Here is a 25,421-nt window from a genome sequence, read left to right on the forward strand (position 1 = left end):
GGGTATAGATTATGGCAGATAATGGTTTATTTGATAATAATGCGACAACTCAGCGGCTTATCACCGTTGGCTCAGGACTGCAAACATTCAAAAATACAGGAACCGATACCAGCTATTCTTTAGGCCCGGGGGACTCAGACGATTACTATAGGATTCAACTCGGTCGTAGTAGCAGTCTAATTCTGACTCTGACGGAACTCGGTGGTAATGCGGATTTACAACTTTTGGATAGTTCTGGCAACCCGCTCACAGGAGAATTGGGCAGTTCTACCAACCCAGGGGCGCTATCCGAGAGTATTATTACTGATGTCCTGAATCCTGGTACTTACTACATTCGGGTGTTTACCAGCGATCCCAGTACGCTAATTAACTACACCCTGGGAGTCAACTCCATTGGTACCAGCCGGTCTGATATTATTTGGCGGAACGCGACGAGTGGAGACATCGGCGTTTGGCGGATGGACAATACTACGCTGGTTGGATCTTCCCTAGCCGGACCTAACCTGGTCAGTACTGATTGGCAAATTATTGATGTTGCCGATTTTGATGGGGATGGTCAGGACGACTACCTCTGGCGCAACAACAGAACCGGAGTGAACGGTGTCTGGCGGATGACCTCAAATGGTAGCTTACTCGGGACATTTTCTTTGCCCACAATTTCTAACACCTGGACCTTAGCTGGCGCAGCAGATTTCAGTGGCGATGGCATTTTGGATCTGGTTTGGCGGAACTCCTCGACTGGGGAGAACGCTATGTGGGTGATGAATAGCGATCGTTCCACCATTTCCTCAGCGTTTCTACTCCCTGCGATCGGGGGAGCTTGGCGGATTGAAACGATCGGGGATTTTAATCGCGATGGCTTGAATGATTTAGTTTGGCGTAATTCAAGTACAGGACAAAATGCGGTTTGGTTTTTCAATGGCACTACCTACGCATCAGCCGCCAGCCTGACAAGCCGCACTGGGAGTGCCTGGAAGATTGCAGAATGCGCTGATTTTAATGGTGATGGGCATTTAGATCTAATTTGGCGGAATACCACGACTGGAGCCAATGAGATTTGGTACATGAATGGCATTACCTATCTATCAACAGCGCCTTTCTCCTCACTGGGTGTCTCCTGGCATTTAGGGGGGGTGATCAAGACGGCGGGTACGGTTGACCTGGCAGGAAATACGCTGGGAACCGCTTTTAATATTGGTGTCATTGATGACCGAACGGGGAATGACGCGGCTACCTATACTGACACCATTGGCTCTGTTTCTGACCAGAACGATTATTATAGGTTCACCCTACAAACGTCTTCAACCGTCTCAATTTCTCTGGCAGGTTTACAAGCCAATGCCGATCTCTGGTTAATCCGGGATGTCAATAACAATGGAGAACTAGATGACAATGACGTGACTTGGCAGTCAAATAATCCTGGGACTGCCAATGAACTGCTCTCGGAAATCCTGAGTGCTGGAACCTACTTTATTCGTGTGCGATCGGCTGCACCGTCTGCGGATACTGTGACTCCTTACTCGTTAGCGATCGCGGCAACTCAGGCTCCGCCGATCGACTTAGTTGCAACAAATCTGACTGCCACTCGTAGTACCGTTGATTTAACACAAAGTACTCAGCGAAATATCTCCATCACCTATACGGTGCAATACACGGATCCTAATCCGCCTCAAGGGGGTAGAACATTCTCAGTTGGGATCTATCTGTCGCGGGATGCGGTGATTACTCCGACGGATCGGTTGTTTGACTTAAATGGGGATGGTGTCAGTGATGAGAATGACTACATTACCTTCACGAATGTGCAACCAGGGACATTCCAGCGCACCATTAGTCTTACCTTGCCGCCAAATAGTGATAATTGGTGGGGCGGCAACCAGACCTATTACCTCGGTGTCTTGGCGGATCCCGGCAACACAGTGGTAGAAACCTTCGAGAATAACAATTATCGGGCGCTAGGCATTGGTATTACGGGGACAGTACGACCGGATGCGGTTGGAAATGGCTTCGATATCGTACAGTCTAGTCAAACGATTGGTGGTGCCATTACCCTGCGTGGCACAATTACGAACCAGGGAACTGTTGCTACTGGAACAACCGGACTCCGCTTCCAGGTAAACTTCTATCTCTCTGCGGATGATGTCCTTGACGGTGGTGATCATTTCTTGACCACTGCTTCTTTTGCTCCCTTAGCGGCAGGGGCAAGCGCTAACTTTATTAGTACAACCGCCCAAGTTCCTGGTACAACGCAAGCCTCTTTCTTTACTAACACGGATGTTCGTCTACCAACCTTAGGAGGATGGGATGGTTGGCAAGGAAATGGACGCTACTATATTTTGATGTGGATTGATCCCAGTGGACTAGACATTCCGAATGAGGGTCCCGGTGGTCGGGAGAACAATCGCAACTACGGTCGCACGATGCCGCTAGTCTTCAACAGCTATATTGGCTCCAATGTTTACCGAGATTTTGACTTTATTGATGTCACAGGCTTGTAGAATATTGACGGCTTGTAATGGATTGCCTTACAGCCTGAATTAAGCGGATTCCCCTGATTTCTCTTTGAGGAGTAGGGGAATTTTTTTGGTCGTCCATGATCGCAACTGACTTAATATAACTGGAGATAGACGATCTCAGTCCGATTAATTACTCTGGTTGAACGATAGTGACTTATTGAACCTCCATCATAGACTCAAATCAATAGATATATGCTGCTGAATCTAATGATTCTGATTAATAGTCAAATTCAATTAAATTAATTGAGCAATTAAATCACTGGCTGAAGCCCTGGAATATCGGTCAATTCAGGAGTTTATCAATGGTTTTGCTTAAAACTATCGATTAACTCAAGCATTGTAAATATGCTTGAATTCTAAGTAACGCAAAAGATTAAGAAAAACTAATAACTCTTGACTCAAGAAAAATCCCTAGTCTGAGTACCGCTATTTTTGCGTTTATTGTTGGAGTCCTATGAGGTAATTTTGGATGGCTTCCCTCCTCCTACAAACGATTTGGTTAGTCCCGATCTACTCCCTCATTGGTGCAGCATTGTCAGTCATCTGGTTGCCCTCAATTACCAGGCGTACTGGTCCCCGACCGGCTGGCTATGTTAATGCCCTAATGACCTTGATCTCGTTTGTCCATGCGTTGATTGCCTTACAAGCCGTTTGGCAGCAACCAGCGTATGAATTATCGATCACCTGGCTACAAGTCGCTGACCTGAATCTAACCTTACCGATCGTCGCCTCGGCATTAACAGTCGGTGCTGTGGTATTGGTGACTGGCATGAACTTGTTGGCGCAGGTGTATGCGATCGGCTATATGGAAATGGACTGGGGCTGGGCAAGATTTTATTCCTTGCTGGCACTGTTTGAAGCCGGGATGACAGCGCTTGCCCTTTGCGATTCCCTTTTCTTCAGTTACATCATTCTAGAAATCTTGACCTTAGGCACCTATTTATTGGTGGGCTTTTGGTTCAATCAATCCCTTGTGGTGACGGGTGCCCGGGATGCCTTTCTGACCAAGCGCGTGGGTGACTTGTTCCTGCTGATGGGGGTGATTGCGTTATTGCCCCTAACGGGTACCTGGAATTTTACGGAACTGGCGGAGTGGGCAAAAACAGCCGAGGTCAGTCCCTTTGTGATCACCTTAGTTGGACTCGGGCTGATTGCTGGACCCATGGGGAAATGCGCTCAGTTTCCGTTACATCTTTGGCTAGATGAAGCCATGGAGGGCCCTGTACCATCCACGATTCTGCGGAACTCGGTGGTGGTGGCAACGGGAGCCTGGGTCTTGGTGAAATTGACCCCTGTGTTAGCGTTGTCACCGATCGTACTGTCTGCCACAACGTTGATTGGCGCCTTAACGGCGATCGGTGGATCATTGATTGCCCTGGCACAAATTGATATTAAGCGCACCCTGTCCTATTTAGTCAGTGCCTACATGGGCATTGTGTTTGTTGCCGTCGGGACGCAACAGGTGGATGCTGCCCTATTACTGGTATTGACCCATGCCGTGTCTATGGGATTGCTGGTCATGAGTACCGGCGCGATCGTCTGGAATAATGTGACTCAGGATGTAACGCAACTGGGTGGTCTATGGTCACGACGACCGTTCTCCGGGCTGGCATTTGTGGTAGGTAGCTTAGGACTGATCGCGTTTCCACCCCTCGGTAGCTTTTGGGCAATGCTAGACTTGGCAACTGGCATTTGGCAGACCCAACCCTGGTTAGCGGCACTATTGCTAGTTGTGAATGGCTTAACAGCATTTGGTTTAGTGCGGGTATTCTGTCTGGTGTTTGGGGGGAAACCTCAGCCAATGTCCGAGCGATCGCCGGAAGTGCATTGGCCGATGATGATGCCGATGATGATCTTGCTGGGCTTTACCCTCCATCTACCGTTGGTGCTACAAGCGTTCTCTTTACTACCGAGTTGGGTGCAACTCAATAAAGATATGGCGCTGTTACTGATCTGGTCGAGTATTTTAGGCAGCAGTTTAAGTGCGGTGATCTACCTGGGTAAAGCCATACCTAAGCCGATCAAGTTTCCCTGGAAAGGACTGCAAGATCTGGTGGCGTATGACTTTTACACTCCCAGCCTCTATCGTTCCAGCATTGTATTTGGGGTGGATCTGATCTCACGTCTTACCTCCTGGGTGGATAAGTATCTGGTGGATGGCACAGTCAACTTATTTGGTCTGATTACCCTGTTGAGCGGACAAAGTCTGAAATACAGTACCTCCGGTCAGTCTCAGTTTTACATGCTGACAATTCTGATGGGATTAGCCTTTCTGGGCATTTGGCTCTGTTTTCCGTTGATCTCTCAGTTGTCGTTAGACCCAGCCATTAGTTCTTTGCTGACTTCAGTTAGTGCTTTATGGTCTGGTCGAGCAGCAGGTTAAGGATTCAGTAGTTCATTTTTTGATCCCTGTAGAGAAACAAGCAATAGATACTATGCTAAGTACCTTAATTTGGTTGCCTCTGGTTGGGGCACTGTTGGTGGGATGTTTGCCAGGAGGCATTCCGGTAAAGCAATTGCGGTTTGGTACGATCGCGATCGTCACCGTTGCTTTGCTGTGGAGTCTGTGGCTTCTGACCCAGTTCGATCTGAGTAGTGCCACCTTCCAGATGCCGGAATATTTGCCCTGGATTCCCACCCTGGGTCTTAATTATTCCCTGGCGATCGACGGGCTATCGTTGCCGTTAGTGGCATTGAGTAATTTGCTGACGATCGTGGCCATTTTTGCGAGTGAGTTAGTCGGCAAAACCGCTTTACCACTTCAGCGTCCGCGTCTGTTTTATGTCCTGGTATTGCTGATTAATGCAGGCATGGCAGGGGCATTGATGGCACAAAATCTGCTGCTATTCTTCCTGTTTTATGAACTGGAATTGATTCCCTTCTATCTGCTGATTGTGATTTGGGGCGGAGCCAAGCGGGAATATGCTGGCATGAAGTTTCTCATTTACACCGCTTTATCTGGCATTCTGATTCTGGCAGCGTTTTTGGCGATCGGGTGGTTGACTGGTTCCAATTTTGATTATGAGACGATCCAAACAGGCGACTTGTCACAACGAACTCAACTAATTTTGTTGACGTTACTGTTAGTGGGATTTGGGATCAAAATTCCCTTAATTCCCTTACATACCTGGCTCCCGGATGCCTATGTGGAAGCTTCAACGCCAACGGCAATTCTTTTGGGTGGCGTGTTGTCCAAACTCGGAGTCTATGGATTAGTCCGGTTTGGCTTGGGACTGTTTCCCGAAACCTGGTCGCTCGTCACCCCAGGATTAGCCCTGATTGCGGCGATCTGTGTGATGTATGGAGCAATGGCGGCGATCGCCCAGAAGGACATCAAGCGGATGGTTGCCTACAGTTCGATCGGTCACATGGGCTATGTTCTCCTCGGTGCGGCGGCTTTAACCCCCTTAAGCATGGTGGGAGCGGTGGCACAGATGGTTAGCCACGGTTTAATTCTGGCACTGCTGTTTTATCTGGTGGGCACGATCGAAGCCAAAGTGGGCACCCGTGAGTTAGATGTCTTGAATGGGTTGTTGAATGCGATTCGGGGGTTGCCAATGACCAGTGCATTGTTGGTACTGGCGGGCATGGCAAGTGCCGGAATTCCGGGCATGGTTGGTTTTATCAGCGAGTTTCTGGTCTTCCAGGGCAGCTATCCGATTTTTCCGTTGCAAACCCTGTTATGCGTTGTAGGTACGGGGTTGACGGCGGTTTACTTCGTGATCATGCTCAACCGAACTTGTTTTGGCAAACTCGATACAGCCACCGCCTACTATCCCAAAGTTACCCTCTGGGAACAAGTTCCAGCTTTGGCGTTGACAGCGTTGATCATTTGGTTAGGAATTCAACCAACCTGGTTAGTGCGCTGGAGTGAAACAACCACGGCAACTCTGGCAGGATCTGCCCCGATCGCCCATCGCATTGTTGCCCTGGAACCGACGGCTAGTTTGAATCATCCCTTATCTGCCCAAGTAGTTACGCCATCACTGCAATGACAGCCGGTTGAGTGTTAGAACAGGCAAAGGCAATCTGATAACGACTATTTGGAGGTGACTGTGAACAAGGTAGCTAACTCTAACACTCAGCCCCGCAAAGCCCCCAAATCAAAGACGTTTGCTCAACGGTTATGGTCACTCCATTGGTGGATGGCAGGGATTTATCTGATTCTGTTTGTAGGGGGAACCTACATGGCAAGCCTTTCGGGTGATGTATCCTATCGCGGTAGTTTATACAACTTCCATAAAGCGCTAGGTGTGTTAACGATGGGCTTGCTGACAGCCCGCATTCTCTTTCTATTGTTGTCACTCCGCTGGAAATCGGCAGCTAAGCGCCCCTTACCTAAAGGCGATCGCATCTGGGCGATCGTCAGCCATACAGTGCTGTATGTGTTTATGTTCGTAGTGCCTCTGACTGGCTGGTTCTTCTCCAATTCCTATGACAAAGATGTGAGTTTTTTTGGTTTACTGTTGCCCCGTCTCTTCCCACCGGATAATGCTGTTGCGGCATTAGGGCGAAGCCTCCATTTTTGGCTTGCCTACGCTTTCCTAGCCTTCATTTTTTTACACACGATCGACGAACGCAAATTTCTCCGCGCTACATTCCGGCGCTTCTCCCAATCAGTTCGGAAAACGATCGCCTCTAAATCAGCTTAGGTGTGGGGCAGTAATCATTAATTCCTCCATACCAGCAATCTAATTTTTTGTTTAACCTACTCCTCGATCGCCATGAATATGCCTGCACCCCAAACTAAGCTACCTCCATCTCAGCACCCGTTTGCCGAGATCATTCATCGGTTGGAAGCGGGTGGCGCGATGCTCCCGGATACACCAGAAAATCTGATGCAAATCATTGGTTTGTATAAAGCCTATGCGGTGCCAATGGATTTTTATTGGCGGGATTTGCTCTATATTGCTGAGCGGGTGTTTTTAGATCCGTTACCATTCTTCAAATACTTTATTCCTAAGGATTATTTGGAGCGGCATAATCACTATGCAGGTGATGATGCGGATTTGCGGATTTGGCGGGGTGAGGCAACGGCGCATCCAGAGTTGTTGGAGTTCATGGCGAAAGGGGAACTAAAAATCAAATTGCCCCGAATTTTGCATCATTGGTGGCACGATCGCATCAACATGGAGTTTGCGGAAGAATGTATGCGATCGATGCTATGGCATCGCCAAATGTATTGCCCGGTGAATCAATTTGATCCCTATCTGGATAGTCAGGAATATCGGGAGAATGCCGATCGAGCCATTCGCGCCTACTTCCAGGGCAATCCAGTTATGATGGGATTGTACAAACTGTTTCCAGAGATGTTTCTGGAGCAGTGCCGTCAAGCGTCCTACTATGCCAATTTAGGCTTGTTTTGGGAAGTGATGGCTCCAGTGTTTTTTGAAATGTCGGATCTGTATGATGAGGGCAAGATTACCAGTGTGCCAGAGGCAATGAATTTTCTGGTGAATGGGATCTTTGCGATCGCGGGTCGTCCTATTTACCACCATGTTTACATCCGGGGTGAATGTTATGAAATCATTCCCAAGTCGAAGGGATTTACCTGGTTGTATGAAGCGGCATTACCGTATGTAGAAGCAGTGTTCTATCGCACCTCTCCCTTCCGAGGCACAAAGTCGTATAACGCCCAGGCGAATCAAGTTCCCGCCGACCAAAAGGACTTCCACTATGGCGTGTTGTATGCGGATAAATTCCCTGTAGGAACGGCAGGCATTCCACCAACATTATTGGCTCAAGATATGTTGCACTTTTTGCCGTCGTATCTGGTGGACTATTACCAACAGCATTGTCGGGGTGAAGATGACATGCTGATTCAATTGGCAGTTAGTTTCCAGCGATCGATGTATTGTGTGACTTCGGCGGTGATTCAAGCCCTCCGGACGGCATTGCTGTATCCCCTGGATGACCCCAATCCCAAACACCTGAAAGCAAATCGAGCCTTTTTTGAATCGCAACTCGATCGCTTTTTGCGTCCAGAAGCCCGCCTCCGGGATATTCAACGACAAGACTATCGCTAGACCCGATCGCGGCTCACCCCAATGGGTGGACAACGTTATAGGATAGGGTCAGGGATTGACGAAGGCGATATGAGCGCAGAACGGCTAGACCGGATTGAGCGGATACTGGAAGCGGTTGTAGTGAGCAACCAGGGGTCTAGCGAGCGATTAGACCGAATTGAAGCGATCGTCGGTTCTAACACCCGTTCTATTGAGCGACTAACGGCTGATGTTGAGGGTCTAGCGTTGCAAATGGAGCAAATGATGCGATCGGCGGAACAAGACCGTTCTCAGGCGGCATTAGACCGAACCGAGTTTAGAACAACCGTCCAGGCGATTCTGGATGCTTGGACCCAACGATGTGGGGGCAATGGGCATACAAGAGAAGAGTGAGGACCGATCTCCTGGGCGATGCCTGAGATTCAGCGGCGATGCTGCACTAATCAATGTAGTCTCGCAGCATATCTGGTTTTTCCAGGTTATCTGAAGTTGATATGCCCCAAACACCCTTCTGGATGGAAGTTCTGATAAGCAAAGCAAGATTCTTACCCCTCCCATGTCACTATTTTGATTGGGTGGTTATTCGCGATCGAGGTTAATCAGGTAGGTCAGCTAACTAATTAACCAAAGCCTGGAGGGAACCAGAGAAAGGTCAGCTAACACACGCGATCTTGAGAAATAGACCCGAACTGCATAGCTGTTAGGACGCTACTGTAACTCTTTGCTGCTCTAGTTCCCGTTCTTTTGCTAGAGTTTTCCGATAATCAGCAGCCTCAGCCACTTTCGTAAATTTCACCTCTGACTTACAAATTTTTAGTTCTTTATCTATCTCTTGCACAGCTTGAATTATCTCCTGCAAAGAAACTCGAAAAAACTCTTTTCTCGCATTCATCTTGTTCATTCTTCTGTTATCAAAGCGTTTATGTAAGCGAGCTTCAAGTTCTGGAGCATTTTCGCAAGAGATCATGGCATGGACATCAAAAGAAAAGGGAACAGAAGCATCACCTAGTTCCTTAACTCGATCCAGTGGATTTTCACGGCGGGTCATGCCGATTTTATAAACATCATCACCGAATGAACCAATGTTTGAAATGATATAAACGTGTCCGGACTTAGTCATCTGAGCTTGAGAGATAGCCCTCTGTTTGTTAGCTTCTGCTTCTGCAAGCCGCTTTTCTAATTCTTCAATTTGGCTGAGGAGTTTCTGTTGGGTCTTACCCGTAGCAGATTCTATGTCTTTACGTGCTTTTTCTAATGCTTCTTGATAACGGGCTTCCTCGCGCTCAGCCTCTAGCCTTGCTTTTTCAAGTTCTCGTATTGCTTTCTCTTCTTCGCGCATTTGTTCACGAATGATTCGTTGCTCTTCTTGCTCCTCATATTTTTTCTCCTGGTATTCGTGCGTTAGCCAAAGTTCTTGGAGTTTTAAGTTTAGGTAGCTTGCACTAATCTCACAGTGCGTAGTCTGCGATAGCTTATTCAGTTCTTCGTAGGTTTTCCTAATTCGATTCTCCATTGTTTGAACGTTATTATATTTAACCTTCATCACAGAAGCATCCGATTCTCCATTAAAGGCACGAAGCACTAACTTAAGAAAGTTGTTAGTCATCTTCTTGCCCTCTTTTGCGCTGCCACCTACTGTCCATTCAGCATGGCAAATAGCAGCTTGCTTATCTTTAAGCATCTGTTTTTGCTGGGCTCGAATCTGATCTAAACGCTGTTTATAGTCGTCAGAACCCTGGAAGTCATATTTAGATTCATAGAATCCAAAAGCTTCGACAAGCTCCTGCTCTTCAAGTTCTTTCAGTTGGTTTTTTAGAATTGAGATTCGGTCAGATATCTTATGCTCTTCATGCTCTGCTTGCTGGATAAACTGTTTGTGGCGAGCGGTTAGAACTGTAATTTGTGTATCTAATTCCCTAATAGCATCTTCTCTAGAGATCAACCCACTATATTTCCGATCCGCTGCTTGTAATCGCCTATCTACTTCCTTTACACGCTGTTGAGCGATTGTGCAGTCATTCTTATACTGTTGCAGTTGCTTGAACGTTAACGCAAGAGCAGTAGCTAGCCCGATAGAAACTAAGAGCAGTAAGAATGTCATAGAAGCAAACCAAATCATTGAATATAGGTTTCCCGAACTTGCACCCTTTAACTCAGAATTTCAACCCGATTCTCTTTAATGCTAGCTATAAGCTTCAGAGTATTTCACACATAGTCCTTAGAGCTATGTTCAGCCTACTGTTTAGAGATTAAAAACTCAATTCCTTCATAGAGGTCAGCAATCTGAATCTGTACCTCTATAGTCCTGAGAGACAAAGTGATGTTGGGATCGTCGTACTCCGTGAATAACCATTGATGCGCCGCCGTCTTAACGTAGTGCTCCACATGGATACTGTACTGAGCAATCAATAGATACTCTGCAAATGTCTCAATCGATCGATAAGCTGAGAACTTCTCGCCGTGATCGTAGTCCTGAGTTGACTTAGATAGCACTTCAGCGATCGCGATCGGGTTGGTAAGAGTATCGTTACGACCAGCCTGAAACTGTAAAGGTTCCTCAATTACCATGACATCTGGATAGGTATAGAGATTGCGATCGGGAATCCAGAGGCGCTGGTCAGTATAGAACGTGCGATAGGGTTTTCCTCGTAGAGCTAGCTTGAGCAGGATATAGAGATTACCAGTAATATCATTGTGATTGGGTGTCCCGCCTGTCATCCGTCTTACTTCCCCATTCCGATATTCATGCCGTTCCTCAGAGGCAACCTCAAACTCCAGATACTCTTCGAGGGTATAGGTGTGTTGTTCTAGTGCTTGTGTCATAGAGAAAAAGTATATCCCCACTGGTAAATTACATGCTTCCCATCAGGAGTTTCCGTTGTTTTTACATACGGTGACATCTCTTCCTGGGTTGTGCTAGGGTCAAACAGGGTAAAGACTCGCACCGTATCGTCTGGGAAGTAGCCTATAGGATAACCACCCCTCGTCCAGGAACAGATCTGGCTAGGGCGGGAAAGGTTGACCCGACGGTTACTAGTAATGCCAAGGCTGTACGGATAGTTCGGCGGTTCATGATTACTACTCATCCTTTTCCGGCATAGGTCTGATCTCAATCATATCGGGTACCGTTGGTCTACCCTAAATCCTGCCAGCATCGTGTTTGTATCACCTCCTTGTAGCCTGTCTGATCAGGGCAGAATTTGAGTAGGCATCATGCCATTCTCTAGGGCTATACCCAGCCCTGCCATCTGTCCGGGAAGACAATTCCAACTGCTTCCTTAGGAGTGCTAGAGGTCAATCATTCCTCGTTTACTGACAGACGGAGAGCGTCTGATTAAAATTGGATGTAGAAAGGGATGGGGACATTAAGTTTAACTGGATGTAGGGATATAGATACTAAAACGATGAAAGCGCTTTGGCTAGAGAACAAGCAATTGCAATTTCGTACAGATGTGTCAGTGCCAGAAGTGCCAGTCGGAGAGAGTTTGGTGCGGGTATTACGATCGGGGATTTGTAATACCGATCTGGAATTGCTACAAGGCTATTATCCTTACCGAGGGATTCCAGGGCATGAATTTGTTGGGGTTGTGGAACAAGGCCCACCGCACCTGCTAGGGCAGCGAGTGGTCGGTGAGATTAATGCCATCTGTGGACAGTGCCGGTTTTGCCAACAAGGGCAATCAACTCACTGTGAGCACCGCACCGTATTGGGCATTGTTAATCGTCATGGATCATTTGCAGAGTACCTGACGTTACCGATCGCAAATTTGCACTTGGTTCCAGATCATGTGTCTACAGATGTGGCAACGTTTACGGAACCATTAGCCGCCGCGTTAGAGATTCAGCAACAGGTGCGGGTACAAGCCACTGATCGGGTATTGGTTGTCGGTGATGGCAAGTTGGGGCAATTGGTGGCGCAAACTCTGGCGTTAACTGGGTGTGATTTAGTGGTAGTAGGTCGTCACACGGAAAAACTGGCTAATTTGGCGGAACGAGGCATTCAAGTGGGATTTGCGGATATAGTCAGCGATCGGACATTTGATTTAGCCGTCGAATGTACGGGAAATCCAGAGGGGTTTGCGATCGCCCATCGTGCCTTACGGTCACGCGGTACATTGGTGTTAAAGAGTACCTATGCTGGACGCTTGACGATCGATGCATCGGCGCTAGTGGTCGATGAAATTACGCTAGTTGGCTCCCGCTGTGGACCGTTTGCTCCAGCGCTAGAACTGCTGAAAACCGGGCAAGTCAATGTTCTCCCGTTGATTCAGGCGCGTTACCCCTTATCTAAGGTGGTGCAAGCGTTTGATCAGGCGCGGCAACGGGGGATGTTGAAAGTCTTAGTAGACATTGCCGATCCAGAACTTTAAGCGTAAAGCTGCGTATAAATGGCGCAGGCTAAATGGAATGCCAATAGTGGGGGAACAGCATTGCCAACCTGAGTAAATTGACGGGCGGAAGCTCCACAAAATACAAAGGTGTCTGGAAATGTTTGCAACCGAGCAGATTCGCGGACAGATAGGGTACGGGGAATGAAAGGATGGAGGTGCGATCGCCCACCGCCAGTGCTGCCTCCACTAATGACTGTTTTTGCAGGTAAGTGAGGGTGTAGTCGATCGACCCGTCCTAACCGATCGCGGTCGCCGCAGGCAAGTTCCATATAGCGCCGAATAGAAGCTGCATGATGTGCCCGTGTGATGTGGTTGGTTAACCCCTGGACAGGGGCTTGCAGGGCTTGCCCACAAGAAATCGGTGAAGAACAGGCAGAGGGGAAAGTAAAGAAATTAGCACCCGATCGCCATCCAATCATGAACAAACGATAGCGATTTTGTGGCACTCCGTAGTCAGCCGCATTGAGAATCTGGGGGTGAGTAATCGTATATCCTAAAGACATTAAATGAGATAACAGTTTAGCTACTTGTTTGCCATGATCAATGTCTAATAAGCCGGGAACATTTTCAATTAAAAAAACTTTTGGCTTAAATTGCTCAACATACCAAATAAAATCAAATATCAGGCTACCAAATTTGTCATCATCAAAGCCAATTCGCTTGAACTGTTCTTCCTGTTTTGCAAATCGTTGATTGGCGGCTACACTAAACGGTTGGCAGGGCGGTCCACCAATGAATACTCCCTCAAACGGAATTGTCATTCCGGGGATGGCTTGCAGCAAAGTAGACGTAGTCTCTCGATCGCGGACATCACCGCTATAGATTGGCGGCCCAATAATCTGCCAGTCAGGATAGTTTGTGCGTAGGGTTTGGCAGCAGAGGGGATTAATCTCGATCGCGACTAAAGGCTGAAATCCGGCGGTAGTGAATCCCAAATCTAGCCCTCCCGCTCCGGCAAAAAAACTGACGATCGGCACTCCATGCTTAGGAGCATCAAAGTGGTGCAGTGACAGATAAGCGGGTGAATTAGTCGCGATCGGTGGATGGATTCGATAGCTCAGGTCATCGTAGGTCAGTTCTAATCGATGTAATTCTTGATTTAAATCCAGTTGTTCAGTGAGACAACGATCTACGATCGCTATCTGTTCCTGGAAAGAAAGATGTTGAGCCGTCGTCACAGATACAGTCATACTTCAAGGGGCATCAGATCCGTTACCCTACTGCTGTTCAGGTAATCCAGATAAATTTCAACCAAAATTTTTAAGCAACTTCATGTTTGAGGACTGACGGTTACTGGATCACGGCGGGCGATCGTGTCCTTTAGCTGATTGGTTGACAGCTAAAGCCCTTCGCGACTCCTGGATGGCTTCTTTCCCTGCGTATATAGATCTATCGGGGGATCTGGCATCTATCTAGGGAGAGAATCTTAGCCTTCTTTTAACCAAATCACGACCTCAAATGGGTCGAAATCCGCCAAGATATTCAGCAGGGACTGAACCCGTTTCTAGTTTGAAGCTTGTTCAGGTCTGTCTTTTAATCCCCCATTTCTTCCCCAGCAGGTATGTTCAAGGAATGCGTTGATTATGCTGTGTGATTGTTGTGTTCGTAAGCCAACCTGTTTGCCCTCCTTACTCTCCCAGAATGATCCCCAGTTGTTATATTTCCTCACCAAATTAAAACATTGCCAACGACAAATCGTTAAGAAGTAAGACGATCGCGGCCGTTCACCCGTGTAATTTTGTAGCATAAACTACAGAATTGATCCTGCGCCTGAACCACCACATTGAAGGACTCAATCTCATTCGGGCGCAGTTTTTTCGACTGCACAGGATGAACTTATGACACTCCAGGCTTATACAGGTGCGAATCAGTTTTTGCCATCGCCTACCCATGCCCGATCGGCGTTTGTCTGGGAAAAGTCGCCCTTGATGTCGGCTATCCCTCAGTTTGAGCCGTCTACTTGGGTTAAGTTGTTAAATCCTCCCACGGCATTTAGTTTCGATGAAGCCTGGTTACTCTGTCAGTGTTCCGAGCAAAGTTGGCTCGCCTGGATTCCTGATTATGGCGAAATTATGCTGCATGTTGATGAGTTTTGTACCTTGCCGGAGTAATCCGACTCTGTAGGAGCGACCAGTAGGTAACAGCATCTGCTCATTGTCCGATCGGGCAGTGAGCTTTTTGGGGTTTGCCCCGAATCATGAAAAATCCCCCACTGGGTAAGCAGTAGGGGATCGATTGACGGAGAGAAGATAAGACTTAGATTTGAACCAGTCATATCCTCATACGTTAGTGATAAAGGACAAATCTAAGGAACTGATGAAGAAGCCAGTTTTTCCTGAAGCGGATAGTTTCATCCGTAAAAAGACGTAGATTCCGTAAAACTTCTGAAGGAGATTCTGGGCAGAATTGGGTAGACTGGACCTGGGAAATCTTTAATTTTTGCGCGATCGCCCCCACTACCCCCACCTGCCGCATGACTAAACTGCGTAGTTATACTCAAAAGAGACGAGAGCAGCGTGTTGATATCGAGTCCCCGCCTGACCAGTTTCAACCTCGCTCGTTTACGCCTCAAGCGAAAGCCGCTACCGAGTCAGGACAGTCAGGCACACTCCAAACCGCCTTAACCAGAAGCCAGCGCTACGGTCATACTCTAGAAAACGTGGCTGTCAATGCGGCAGATCGGGCAGAGAGAGTGACTCTCCAACCGCAGTTAACGGTGGGAGAACCAGGGGATCACTATGAACAGGAGGCGGATGCGGTCGCTGCTCAGGTGGTCGATCGCCTGGAATCATTTGAAGCTTCCCCTCGCAAAAAGCGGCGACAGTCTGATTCAGAGCCAATCCCTCCCAGCCAGTCCATTCAACCCTTAGTCCAGACCCAGACAGAGGCAGCGTCGCCAGCCGCGAATACTCACTTAGAAGGGGCGATCGCGGGAGCCAGGGGCAGTGGGGATGCTTTGTCCGATCCGGTGCGGCAACCTCTGGAGCGATCGTTTGGGGCAGATTTCAGTGGAGTCAAGATCCATACAGATGCAGAATCGCATCGGCTCAACCGCTCCCTTGGTTCCCGGGCATTTACTACCCAGCAAGATATTTTCTTCAAGCAAGGGGAATATAATCCCAACACACGGTCAGGGAAAGAACTATTAGCCCATGAATTGACCCATGTCGTGCAACAAAATGGCTCTACGGTGCAGCGACGATCGTCAGCGCAACCAGTAGTGCCATCGGTGCAACGTCTGACGACTTCAGGAATACTGCAACGTAAATCTGCCAGCGTGGTACATGGGGAGAGTACCCATTTGCGGGAGTTTCAGCGATCCGCTACAACTGGAGCCTATGTGGTTCTGGAGAAGAAACAGATAGGTCCGAACCTGAAAGGCAACAAGTTTGTATTAGATGTGGATGACGCGACTCCCGATTCAACTGGGCAGTGGCTCAAAGCCAAAGTAACTCAAGGCACAACGACTTACGAAGGCTTTATTCGGGCGAATAAGGTGAAGTTTGCCGGGTTGGGAGTGACGGGGGCGCGAGAAGTCGCGGATGAGGCGGCTCGGGGGAATACGCTGCGGGATGGTGCTCCTGTCCATGAGGCTGAAGGGCAAACCCTGGATAACCTGGCAGATGTCACGGATTTATCGGGTGGCAAAACCACCGATCCGATGGCTAATGCGTTGGATACCGAGCACTTGAAACAACGGCAGGGCAGCTTGCTGGTGGATAAGGAGAATGCCAGTGAAAGTATTAGTGGTCATAAAAATCGCTTAGATGCCACAGCCGGTGTAGCTGATACGGTGGGTGGGCTAGTGGCGATGGCGCAAGCCGTCAAGAGCTACAAGGAGTCTGAGTCCCGCATGGATAAGACGGGTGCGGTGCTGTCGGGAGTTGGTGGTGTCAGTCAAACAGTCGCTGGGGGGACAAAAGCGGTTGACTCGATCGCCAAATCCAGTGGTAAGGATAAAGGGGTGGGCGATTCAGATATCGCTGGCAAATGGACTGGCTCCGTCGGTGATGCCATCTCCTCGGTGAAGGAAGCCTTCTTTACCGTGAAATCGATTTACGACCTGTATACAAAAGCCACCAGTGATGAGGGCGCGAGTAAGGGGGAAGTGTTCCGGGGTGTGATGGACACGATCCTGGGTTTGTTGAAGACTGCGGCTTCTGTAGTGAAATCGGTGAAAGGCTTTTTGGAAATTGCCCAGGGTGGGGTGAATGCCGCCTTAGCCTCTACGATTCCTGGTTTAACGATCGCCATCAGTGGTGCCACGATCGCCGTCAAGGTTTACAACATTCTCTGGTCGCATGTCAGTAGTAAACGGATGAAAGCCATGCGGCAGCAGTTTAAGCAGAAGAGTGCGGGCAAGGACTACTTGTACCAATACACCCGGAAGACGGGCATCATTACCAAGACCGACAAGACGACTAATAAAGTTGATCTGCTTAAACTGCAAGCCCGGAAGCTGGCGTTAGAAACCAAAGAAACAGCGAACACGATTACTCCAGAAGAACAGCAAGAACTGCATGGGATCCGCGAGTACGAACTTGCCAGCGAGATGAAGTACATCAATAAGAAGCGGAAGACCAGAGCCGGAATTCAGATCGGCATTGAAATGACTAAGATCGCTGGTGATATTGCCACCTTGACCGGACAGGGTGCCGTTGCCGGAGTTCCCCTCAAGATGCTGGCAGGGGGTACAGAAGTGGGCATGAGTGTGACGCGGCGGGTGAAACAGTATGGTCGCGATCGAGCGGCTCAAACTGGAGCCTGGGAAATTACCAAAAAGGTATTTAATGCTGAAAAATCCTCGGATAAGAAACATGCGAAACGGGTCAGAGATACGGAAGTCATCTTCCAGATGATTGCTAAACTCCCTGCCCATGATCCGAATGTGCCGACCATTGTTGAAAGCTACCAACGGGTGGAGCATTACATCATTGCCGCAGGATGCGAACCCCATGCCCTGTATCGTCTGAATGGTGATATTCCTGCCCAGAAGAAACTGCTGATTGAGTCGATGAAGCAGCGCGAGTAAATTAGTATAAGCTTGTTGTCAATCTTTATCCGGTACAACTCATGATTTCCGAAGCCACTCATGCCAGAAATTTGGCTGAACTTGATTTTCTCAAACGTTACATGGATGAGATTGGGCTGGAATCGAAACTGGTGGAGCGATCGCCCGAAGTGCCGATTAACGTATTACTGACAGCGATCGCTAAGGACAAACAGGGGCGCGATCGGGCGATCAATTTCTCCTATATCCCTACCTCAGACGAGGATTTAGAAGCCATTAACCTGTTGCAACTTTATACCTCTGTGCCCTGCGACTTTAATCCCGACTACCGGGACGCATTGGAAAAGCTATTAATGGCGATTAATGGGGTTTTAGCGCTAGGTCACTATAACCTCAAACCCAATAACGAGTTATTCTACCGATACATTTATATTGCGCCTAAGGATGAATTATTGAATCAGGCTGCTATTACCGAAACGGTACTTTTGTTTGTGTATACCCAGGATATGTTTGTTGACTTAATTGATGCTGTTGCCAGTGGAAAAACCGATTTACAAACGGCGCTCAAGGAATTAGAGAGTGAGTAAAAACACTCATCATCTAACTGGCACGTTTGGAATCTATGAGACGTGTTATGCCAATTGCCAAAGTCGGCTGGGATCAATATCACTGTTCAACTGATTAATTCCTGGAAAGTGGCTTGTTCCCGCAGCAGATCAAAGGCTGGATCCGTCTTCGCCATTTCCTTGCACCGATCGCCATTCAGGTGGATCGCCTGTTGCAGGGTAGTTAAACTCAAATCCCCCTGTCCCTGGAGTGCCTGACACCGAGCTTTACCAAACCATGCCAGGGAAGCATCAGGTTTCAGTTGAATGGCTTGGTCATAGGCGACGATCGCCTCATCCCACCGTTGTAGTTTCGCCAGTACAGTGCCGCGCCCAAACCAGGCTTCCGAGCTATCGGGTTTCAGTTGAATCGTGCGATCGTAGGCCGCGATCGCAGCCTCATAATTTTGCAGTTTGGCAAGAATAGCTCCACGGCTCAACCAGGCTTTGGCATTCTCTGGTTCCATCTGAATTGCCTTGTCATAACAAGCGATCGCATCCTCATAGCGATTCTCAAAATAAAGCGCTTTTCCCTGTTCAACATAATCATTAGCCGTAAATGACAATTGCGAATTAGTCGATTTCAATTGTTCTAATTGGCGGGTCAGGGCGTGAATTTTTTCCTTGGCTTCCGGGGTGGCCGAATCACGGATAGGAGAAGGGGTAATCTGAGCTAATTCCTGAATAATCTGATCCTTCTCGCGTTGAGCATCGGAGAACAGACTTTTTAATTGAGACAGTTGGGCTTGAAATTCCGCTTCGAGTTGTTCTACTCGCTGTTGGAAGGCAGCCGCCTGCTGCTTCAGTTCGGTGGCAACTTCGGCTTCCAGTTGGCGATCCACTTCCTCCTGAATCTGCCGTTTGGTTTCCCCAATAATCTGGTTAATCACACTGCGACGAATAAACCAGATGCTCACAGCCGCGAGGATCGGTAGAGCAGTCAATACACCCAATAGCACATTTAATAGTGTGGTGGTATGCCCAAAGGCGCGATCGACCTCCGCTTGAATTTGGGCCCGAATTGCCAGACTGCGATTAATGTCATCTTCCACCAAATCCTGGAGTTGCCGATCTTCTCGTAGTCGTTCCAGCTTCACCCAGAAGGGATCTAATGGCGAATTGGGCACAGGGGTCACTTTGACAGAATTGGCTGGAAGTTCAGTCGGCTCAGCCCCCGCGATCGTAGGGGAGAGAAGACTGAGTGACAATACGATCGCCCCGATTGCCACAATTCGAGTCCACATACTCATAGCGTTGATTTGCACAGGTGAAGATCCGGGTTTCCCAAACTGAGCCGGGAAGAAAGTCACTGATAGCGTAACTCTAGTTTTGTGGAGTTATTCGCTTTAACAGAAAAAATACTGATACAACGACCTGGTAATTCCATTTAAAATCTGAAATATAGCCGTTGATTCAGCCTGTTTTGCCTGCCCCCCTCCTCGCCAGCGTTGCCCCAGCCCGAGTTTATCATGCAGCCCTCTTCGCGTGTTGATTTGCCGACGTTAGAGCAGGTGCTCGATCGTTCTCCTCTGATCGTGCAAGCAGATACCACCCTACAGGCTGTGATTGCCCTGATGGGTGAAGCCACAAATTTAACGTCAGAGGCTAGAGATCCCAGGATTAGCAGTTGTGTGTTGGTGGTAGAACCATCTCATCTGGTTGGGATCTTGACTGTCCATGATGTTATACGATTCATGGCAAACCGAATGGATTACACCGCACTCCCAGTATCGGAGGTGATGACACAACCCGTGATTGCCCTGCCAGTTGCAACCGGGTCGCCAGCCTTAGTCGCTTTATCGTTAATGCGGCAGCATCAAATTCGCCACCTGCCCGTGATTGATGAATTGGGCAACCCGGTAGGACTAATTACTCAAAAAAGTTTATTGCAAGCCTTCGATCCAATCAGATGGATAGAGGGTTTGCAATCCTTACAGGGATTAGCACAGGCACAAACTCAATGGCAAGCGACCCAGGAGGAGTTGGAACAACGGGTGGCAAGGCGAACCGCAGAACTCGTGTTAGCCAATGCCTATTTACGCCAACGAGAAAGCCAATGGCAGGGATTATTTGACAATGCTCTCGATGCGATCGCGATTACCGATGATGCCGGATATTATACCGATGTGAATCCGGCTGCCTGTGCCCTCTTGGGAGTTGCTAGAGAGGAGCTAATTGGGCTCAGGGTAGCTGATTTCTCTGATCCAGCGTTGGACTTTGACCAGCTCTGGACTGCCTTCCTCCAGTCGGGACAGCTATCAGGAGAGTACCGGGTATATCGGCGGGATGGCACTGTCCGAGATGTCGAGTTTAACGCCGTCGCCAACTTTATCCCCCATCGCCATTTGTCGATTTTGCGCGATATTAGCGATCGCAAACAAGCCGAGATGGCGTTACAGCAACAATTAGCCCGAGAACAATTAATTGCTGAAATCACTCATTCCATTCGGCAAACGTTGGATGTTAATGAAGTCTTACAGCGCACCGTTGATCAAGTCCGGCACATCTTGCAGACCGATCGGGTGATTATCTTTCGCTTTCGATCGAATTGGCAGGGTGAGGTGGTGACGGAGTCGGTGGATGCCCCGTGGACAGCGATTCTCTCCACCATCATCTCCGATCCTTGCTTCAGCGATCGCTATATTGAACCCTATCGTCAGGGGCGTATTTCTACCATTACTAACCTCCATACCGAAGCAATTGAACCCTGCTATGTGGAACTATTAGCCCACTTCCAAGTGCAAGCCAATCTTGTAGTCCCGATTCTGCACAGTGATCAATTATGGGGTCTATTGATTGCCCATCATTGTGCCAGTCCACGGCAATGGCAGCCGGAAGAGATCGAATTATTGCGGCAACTGGCGAATCAGGTTGGCATTGCGATTTACCAATCGGAACTCTACCAACAAACCCGCCATGAATTGCTAGAACGGCAACGGATTCAGGATGCGCTTCAGGAGAGTGAAGAACGGTTTCGATCGCTCAGCACTTCTGCCCCGATTGGCATTTTACAAATGAATGCTGATGGGATCTGTCTGTATGCCAATGCCCGCTGGCAAGTCATGACTGGACTCCAAGCAGCCGATTGTTTAGGAAATGGGTGGATGCAACCGATTCATCCGGAAGACCGACCGATGATTGTCGCCGCATGGGAAAAGATGCTTCAGCAGCAGCAAGAATGTGCCTGTGAATTCCGCGTACTCACGCCCCAAAATCAGGTGCGATGGATAGCGGCTCATGCTGCCCCCATGCGATCGACGACTGGCAAAATCATTGGTTATGTCAGTACCCAGATTGATATCACCGAGCGCAAACAGGCAGAGGTTGCCCTTGAGGAGAAACGGCAACTGGAGGCACAATTTTACCGGGCGCAACGCCTGGAAAGTTTGGGAACGTTAGCCAGTGGCATTGCCCATGATCTGAACAATGTGTTTACCCCGATCCTGGTGTTGTCCCAAATTCTGACACAGAAGTTCTCCCATCTCGATCCGCGATCGCGGGAAATTTTAGAAACCATTCAGGGTAGCGCTCGACACGGCTCAGAACTGATTCAGCAAATTCTGACGTTTACCCGTGGGACAGAGGGTAAGTGTATTACCGTACAGGTGAGGCAACTGCTTTTAGAAACGGTGAAAGTGATTGAGCAAACCTTTCCTAAATCGATCGCCATTCATCCGTCGATTCCTCCTCAGGATCTATGGTTGATTGAGGCAGATCCCACCCAAGTCCAGCAAGTGGTAATGAATCTATGTGTCAATGCCCGTGATGCCATGCCGGATGGCGGCACCCTGACAATTTCGGTAGAAAACCATTACGTCCACAGTCGGGTTGCTCGACTCAACCTGGACGCTCGGGTTGGTAACTATGTGTTAATCACCGTGGCAGATACCGGAAGCGGCATGTCGCCAGAATTGCTCGATCGCATTTTTGATCCGTTCTTTACCACTAAAGATCCGGGTAGAGGCACAGGCTTGGGGTTGGCAACCGTTCTCGGGATTGTTAAAAAACATGGAGGTTTTTTACAGGTCTTCAGTCAGGTTGGTCATGGTAGCCAATTTAAAGTGTATTTACCTGCCCAACAACCCGAGAGAACAAAGTAAGGGTGAAGCATCTGGATAAAAATTGATGCAATCCTCGCAGCGTCGCTCGTCCAACTGCTTTGTCCTTACTTTGATAAATAATCTATGAAGGATACAGGCAGTCTCACAGTTCCTTTACAACTCATCCCCCACAATAAGCACAGATCAATAGGCTTGAGATAGTTCCGCAAAATTTGCTTATCAACGGCTGGGGAGATTAACCATGCTGCATTCTGATTCAAGTATTTACGTTAGCTCTGCTGCCGTCGCCTCTCCGTGGCAGGTGATTGAAGTTCTAGACCATCTTCAGCAGCAGTCGAGTAGCTCAACGCCTAGCTGTATTTATATCTATGACCTGGTTGATCAATGCAATATTTGTTCCAGTCAATCGATCGCCAGTCTATTGGGCTATGCGCCTAACCATCCTCTTATGCAGGAGGAACTGGGATTTGCTCAACTCATTCATCCGGATGATTTGGAACGGGTGGCGGCTCATTTCCAAAAATTCACCACGTTGACTCCGGGGGAAGTGATCAAGGTGGAATATCGAATGCTGCGATCAGACGGCATCTGGCGACACCTACATTCCCAGGAGACGGTCTTTGTCCAAGCGTCAAATGGCTTACCATTACAGGTATTAGGAATAATTCAGGACATCACCGACAGTCGCTCCTTAGACCAGCCACAAACTTGTATTGCCCATGTGATTGCCCATTTATCGGATTATGTTACGGTCATCGATCGCACCCGAATGATGGCGGATCTCCGTTGTTTATTGCAGGTTGGTTAACGTCACTGTAAAACAAACGCGATGATGACCACTGGCAACCTCGATCGCCCCACCAATATGTTCAACTAACCGTTTGACCAACGCTAACCCTAACCCAGTACCACCATACTTCCAGGGATCGCTGTTGGGAATGCGGTAAAACTTATCAAAAATATGGGCACGATCGCGCTCAGAAATCTCCACGCCAGAATTGCTGACAGTTAACAGCATTGTAGGCGATCGGGGTGATGGCTCTAATCTGCCAGAGTTAGTTTCGACGGCTGCAATCTCAATGGTTTCCCCGGCTGGGGTGTATTTGCAAGCGTTTTGAATCAGTTCAGTCAAAACTCGGTTTAACAACGCCATATCTGTTCTTAAGGGGGGTAAGTCAGGGGGAATATTAATCTGAATCTGTTGTTGTTGCTGCTGAAGACGTTCTTTGAACGGCTCAATAATTTGTGGGAGCGATTCCTGTAGGAGCACGTCGGTTAATATGCTCGACGGCTCTTCCGCTTCAAATTGCACAAAGTCTAACAGATTATTAATTAAACTGATTTCTCGCTGGCACTCGTTATTCAAAATTTGTAAATAGTGCATGGCTTTAGAGAAGCTAAACCAATTTAAAACAATATCCTTAGGTGAGTCTAGTTGAGTGTCAAATTTACCTACACCCAGCACCGTTTTCAGCATTTTGGCCGCCATTCTAATGGTTGCCATCGGCGATCGCAACTCATGGGAAATCGTACTGAGAAAATCATCCTTCAGTTGATTTAACCGTTCTAGCTCATGCACCTGCACCTGCACCGCTTCATGTAACCGGGCTTGCCGCAGCGCGATCGCACACTGGTTCGTCACTTGCTGTACTAGACGGACTTCCAGTTCGGTAAACGTTTCTCTAGCTGGGCGGTATAACCGAATATCACCTAGTACCCGTTGATCATCGACGATCGGACAGACTAACGTGACAGTGGCAGCATCCATCTCAAGAGGGCTATACGATTGGCGTAAATCACAAAATTGCAAAGTTTTACCCTGTAAAAGTTGCTCATATAATGCCGCCGACTCAGCCATTAATAGGGGCGGTTGACAAGCCGTAGCGACTCTAGCTTGACTATACTCGTAGCAAACCTGGGCAGTTGCCTGTGTCAAATTGTAAAGCGTCGTGTCACATCGGATTGATCCCAATCCCTCAGCCAGTTCTTGCACAACGGCTGCTAAAATTTGGCATTCATCCAGGCTATCACGCACCTTGTCGCTAATGCGTTTCAGCAAGGCTTCAAAGTCTAATGCTTGCTGAAGTTGAACAGTACGCTCCTGGATGCGTTGTTCCTGTGCTTCATACAGGTAAATATTCTCTAGGGCGATCGCGGTTGTGTCTGCCAGGGTTTGCAGTAACTCTAATTCTTGTGGGGTAGGGATATGGCGGGTTGCCCAATAGTTGCCAATTGCCCCGATCGGATCACGGGTACGAATTGGCACCATTGCCAAACTCTGGACGAACGTGGGGCGATAGGCATCGACGGGAATGCGGGGATCGGCATAAATATCTTCAATGACCGCAGGCTGCTGATTTAGCATGACCCAACCACTAATGCAGGCGCTCATGGGAAACCGCCCACCTTTCCACAGGGGACTGATGGCATCTTCGTCGGCATAGTAGCATTGGTCTTGATCGCGAAGCACAAAGGTAGCACCGTCAGCCCCGGTTAATTGCCGCGCGGCAGTCCGTACCGCCACCATGATGGTATCCAGATCCCGAGCAACAGCGAGTTGCTGAATGACTTGAATCAGATGGTGCAATTGCTGATTGCGATGGTAAACTTCTGTCTCAACCAGATTGCTTTTCATACGGCTGGAGGCTGAAAGCCATGCTTTACTCTATTTTCACATAAGCATTTTGGAACAATCAGGTAGAACTTACGGATTCGGCAAACCAACGATTTTTTTCTCGCATCGTGAAACCGTTCTGGCAGAACCACTTTATATTCAGACACAGTAGTAGGGATCGGCATTTGCTGAGGTACTCTTTGTAAAACTTCAATAGCAAT

18 protein-coding genes are annotated in these 25,421 nt (G+C 48.4%); 12 read left to right on the forward strand and 6 right to left on the reverse strand.

Annotated elements, in window-relative coordinates:
- The first annotated feature begins 11 nt into the window (after positions 1-11).
- The 6 genes from ACN4EK_RS09875 (at position 12) to ACN4EK_RS09900 (ending at position 8,911) form a co-directional block, all read left to right on the forward strand.
- Positions 12-2,495 (forward strand): FG-GAP-like repeat-containing protein, encoded by a 2,484-nt coding sequence (locus ACN4EK_RS09875; protein WP_431657680.1) that lies wholly within the window; start codon positions 12-14, stop codon positions 2,493-2,495.
- 487 nt (positions 2,496-2,982) lie between these two features.
- Entirely contained in the window at positions 2,983-4,896 is a 1,914-nt protein-coding gene (locus ACN4EK_RS09880; protein WP_431657681.1) for an NAD(P)H-quinone oxidoreductase subunit F, read from the forward strand.
- A gap of 52 nt (positions 4,897-4,948) precedes the next feature.
- Positions 4,949-6,508 (forward strand): NADH-quinone oxidoreductase subunit M, encoded by a 1,560-nt coding sequence (locus ACN4EK_RS09885; RefSeq protein WP_431657682.1) that lies wholly within the window; start codon positions 4,949-4,951, stop codon positions 6,506-6,508.
- Positions 6,509-6,568: 60 nt separating this feature from the next.
- The gene (locus ACN4EK_RS09890; RefSeq protein WP_431657683.1) at positions 6,569-7,165 is read left to right on the forward strand and encodes a cytochrome b; all 597 of its coding nucleotides are present in this window, start codon (positions 6,569-6,571) and stop codon (positions 7,163-7,165) included.
- A 72-nt stretch (positions 7,166-7,237) separates the two neighbouring features.
- Entirely contained in the window at positions 7,238-8,539 is a 1,302-nt protein-coding gene (locus ACN4EK_RS09895; protein WP_431657684.1) for a CO2 hydration protein, read from the forward strand.
- A gap of 69 nt (positions 8,540-8,608) precedes the next feature.
- Positions 8,609-8,911 carry a hypothetical protein gene (locus tag ACN4EK_RS09900; RefSeq protein WP_431657685.1) on the forward strand — a complete coding sequence of 101 codons (303 nt, stop codon included), beginning with the start codon at positions 8,609-8,611 and terminating at the stop codon, positions 8,909-8,911.
- Positions 8,912-9,218: 307 nt separating this feature from the next.
- Here ACN4EK_RS09900 and ACN4EK_RS09905 read toward each other — a convergent pair whose 3' ends face one another.
- The 3 genes from ACN4EK_RS09905 to ACN4EK_RS09915 all read right to left on the reverse strand — a co-directional run bounded on the left by ACN4EK_RS09905 (position 9,219) and on the right by ACN4EK_RS09915 (position 11,604).
- Complete coding sequence (locus ACN4EK_RS09905; RefSeq protein WP_431657686.1) at positions 9,219-10,637, reverse strand: DUF4041 domain-containing protein; 1,419 nt, start codon at positions 10,635-10,637, stop codon at positions 9,219-9,221.
- Positions 10,638-10,753: 116 nt separating this feature from the next.
- On the reverse strand, positions 10,754-11,341 hold the full coding sequence (locus tag ACN4EK_RS09910) for a Uma2 family endonuclease (RefSeq protein ID WP_431657687.1): 588 nt from the start codon (positions 11,339-11,341) through the stop codon (positions 10,754-10,756).
- A complete protein-coding gene (locus ACN4EK_RS09915) occupies positions 11,338-11,604 on the reverse strand; it encodes a hypothetical protein (protein ID WP_431657688.1) in 267 nt (88 codons plus the stop codon). The genes ACN4EK_RS09910 and ACN4EK_RS09915 overlap by 4 nt, the downstream gene beginning before the upstream one ends.
- 318 nt (positions 11,605-11,922) lie before the next feature.
- Here ACN4EK_RS09915 and ACN4EK_RS09920 point away from each other — a divergent pair, with 318 nt between their 5' ends.
- Positions 11,923-12,888: an MDR/zinc-dependent alcohol dehydrogenase-like family protein gene (locus tag ACN4EK_RS09920; RefSeq protein ID WP_431657689.1), complete on the forward strand. Its 966-nt coding sequence runs from the start codon at positions 11,923-11,925 to the stop codon at positions 12,886-12,888.
- On the opposite strand, the gene ACN4EK_RS09925 is transcribed toward ACN4EK_RS09920, so the two are convergent.
- On the reverse strand, positions 12,885-14,099 hold the full coding sequence (locus tag ACN4EK_RS09925) for a DNA cytosine methyltransferase (protein ID WP_431657690.1): 1,215 nt from the start codon (positions 14,097-14,099) through the stop codon (positions 12,885-12,887). The two genes, ACN4EK_RS09920 and ACN4EK_RS09925, sit on opposite strands and share 4 nt — an antisense overlap.
- A 648-nt stretch (positions 14,100-14,747) precedes the next feature.
- Between ACN4EK_RS09925 and ACN4EK_RS09930 the strand changes: the two genes are divergently transcribed.
- The 3 genes from ACN4EK_RS09930 (at position 14,748) to ACN4EK_RS09940 (ending at position 18,507) form a co-directional block, all read left to right on the forward strand.
- A complete protein-coding gene (locus ACN4EK_RS09930; protein ID WP_431657691.1) occupies positions 14,748-15,020 on the forward strand; it encodes a hypothetical protein in 273 nt (90 codons plus the stop codon).
- A gap of 362 nt (positions 15,021-15,382) precedes the next feature.
- Positions 15,383-17,941, forward strand: coding sequence for an eCIS core domain-containing protein (locus ACN4EK_RS09935; RefSeq protein WP_431657692.1), 2,559 nt, complete (start codon positions 15,383-15,385; stop codon positions 17,939-17,941).
- A 41-nt stretch (positions 17,942-17,982) separates the two neighbouring features.
- A complete protein-coding gene (locus ACN4EK_RS09940; protein WP_431657693.1) occupies positions 17,983-18,507 on the forward strand; it encodes a type III secretion system chaperone family protein in 525 nt (174 codons plus the stop codon).
- Positions 18,508-18,593: 86 nt separating this feature from the next.
- Here the strand turns inward: ACN4EK_RS09940 and ACN4EK_RS09945 are convergent, their stop codons facing one another.
- Positions 18,594-19,775: a tetratricopeptide repeat protein gene (locus ACN4EK_RS09945; RefSeq protein ID WP_431657694.1), complete on the reverse strand. Its 1,182-nt coding sequence runs from the start codon at positions 19,773-19,775 to the stop codon at positions 18,594-18,596.
- 219 nt (positions 19,776-19,994) lie between these two features.
- On the opposite strand from ACN4EK_RS09945, the gene ACN4EK_RS09950 reads away from it, so the two are divergent.
- Positions 19,995-22,625 (forward strand): PAS domain S-box protein, encoded by a 2,631-nt coding sequence (locus ACN4EK_RS09950; protein ID WP_431657695.1) that lies wholly within the window; start codon positions 19,995-19,997, stop codon positions 22,623-22,625.
- Positions 22,626-22,827: 202 nt separating this feature from the next.
- Positions 22,828-23,394, forward strand: a complete 567-nt coding sequence (locus ACN4EK_RS09955) for a PAS domain-containing protein (RefSeq protein ID WP_431657696.1) — start codon at positions 22,828-22,830, stop codon at positions 23,392-23,394.
- Here the strand turns inward: ACN4EK_RS09955 and ACN4EK_RS09960 are convergent.
- Positions 23,377-25,221 (reverse strand): GAF domain-containing protein, encoded by a 1,845-nt coding sequence (locus ACN4EK_RS09960; RefSeq protein WP_431657697.1) that lies wholly within the window; start codon positions 25,219-25,221, stop codon positions 23,377-23,379. The two genes, ACN4EK_RS09955 and ACN4EK_RS09960, sit on opposite strands and share 18 nt — an antisense overlap.
- Between the last annotated feature and the right edge of the window lie 200 nt (positions 25,222-25,421).

Source organism: Pantanalinema rosaneae CENA516 (assembly GCF_050753385.1).
GTDB classification, from domain to species: Bacteria; Cyanobacteriota; Cyanobacteriia; order Leptolyngbyales; family Leptolyngbyaceae; genus Pantanalinema; species Pantanalinema rosaneae.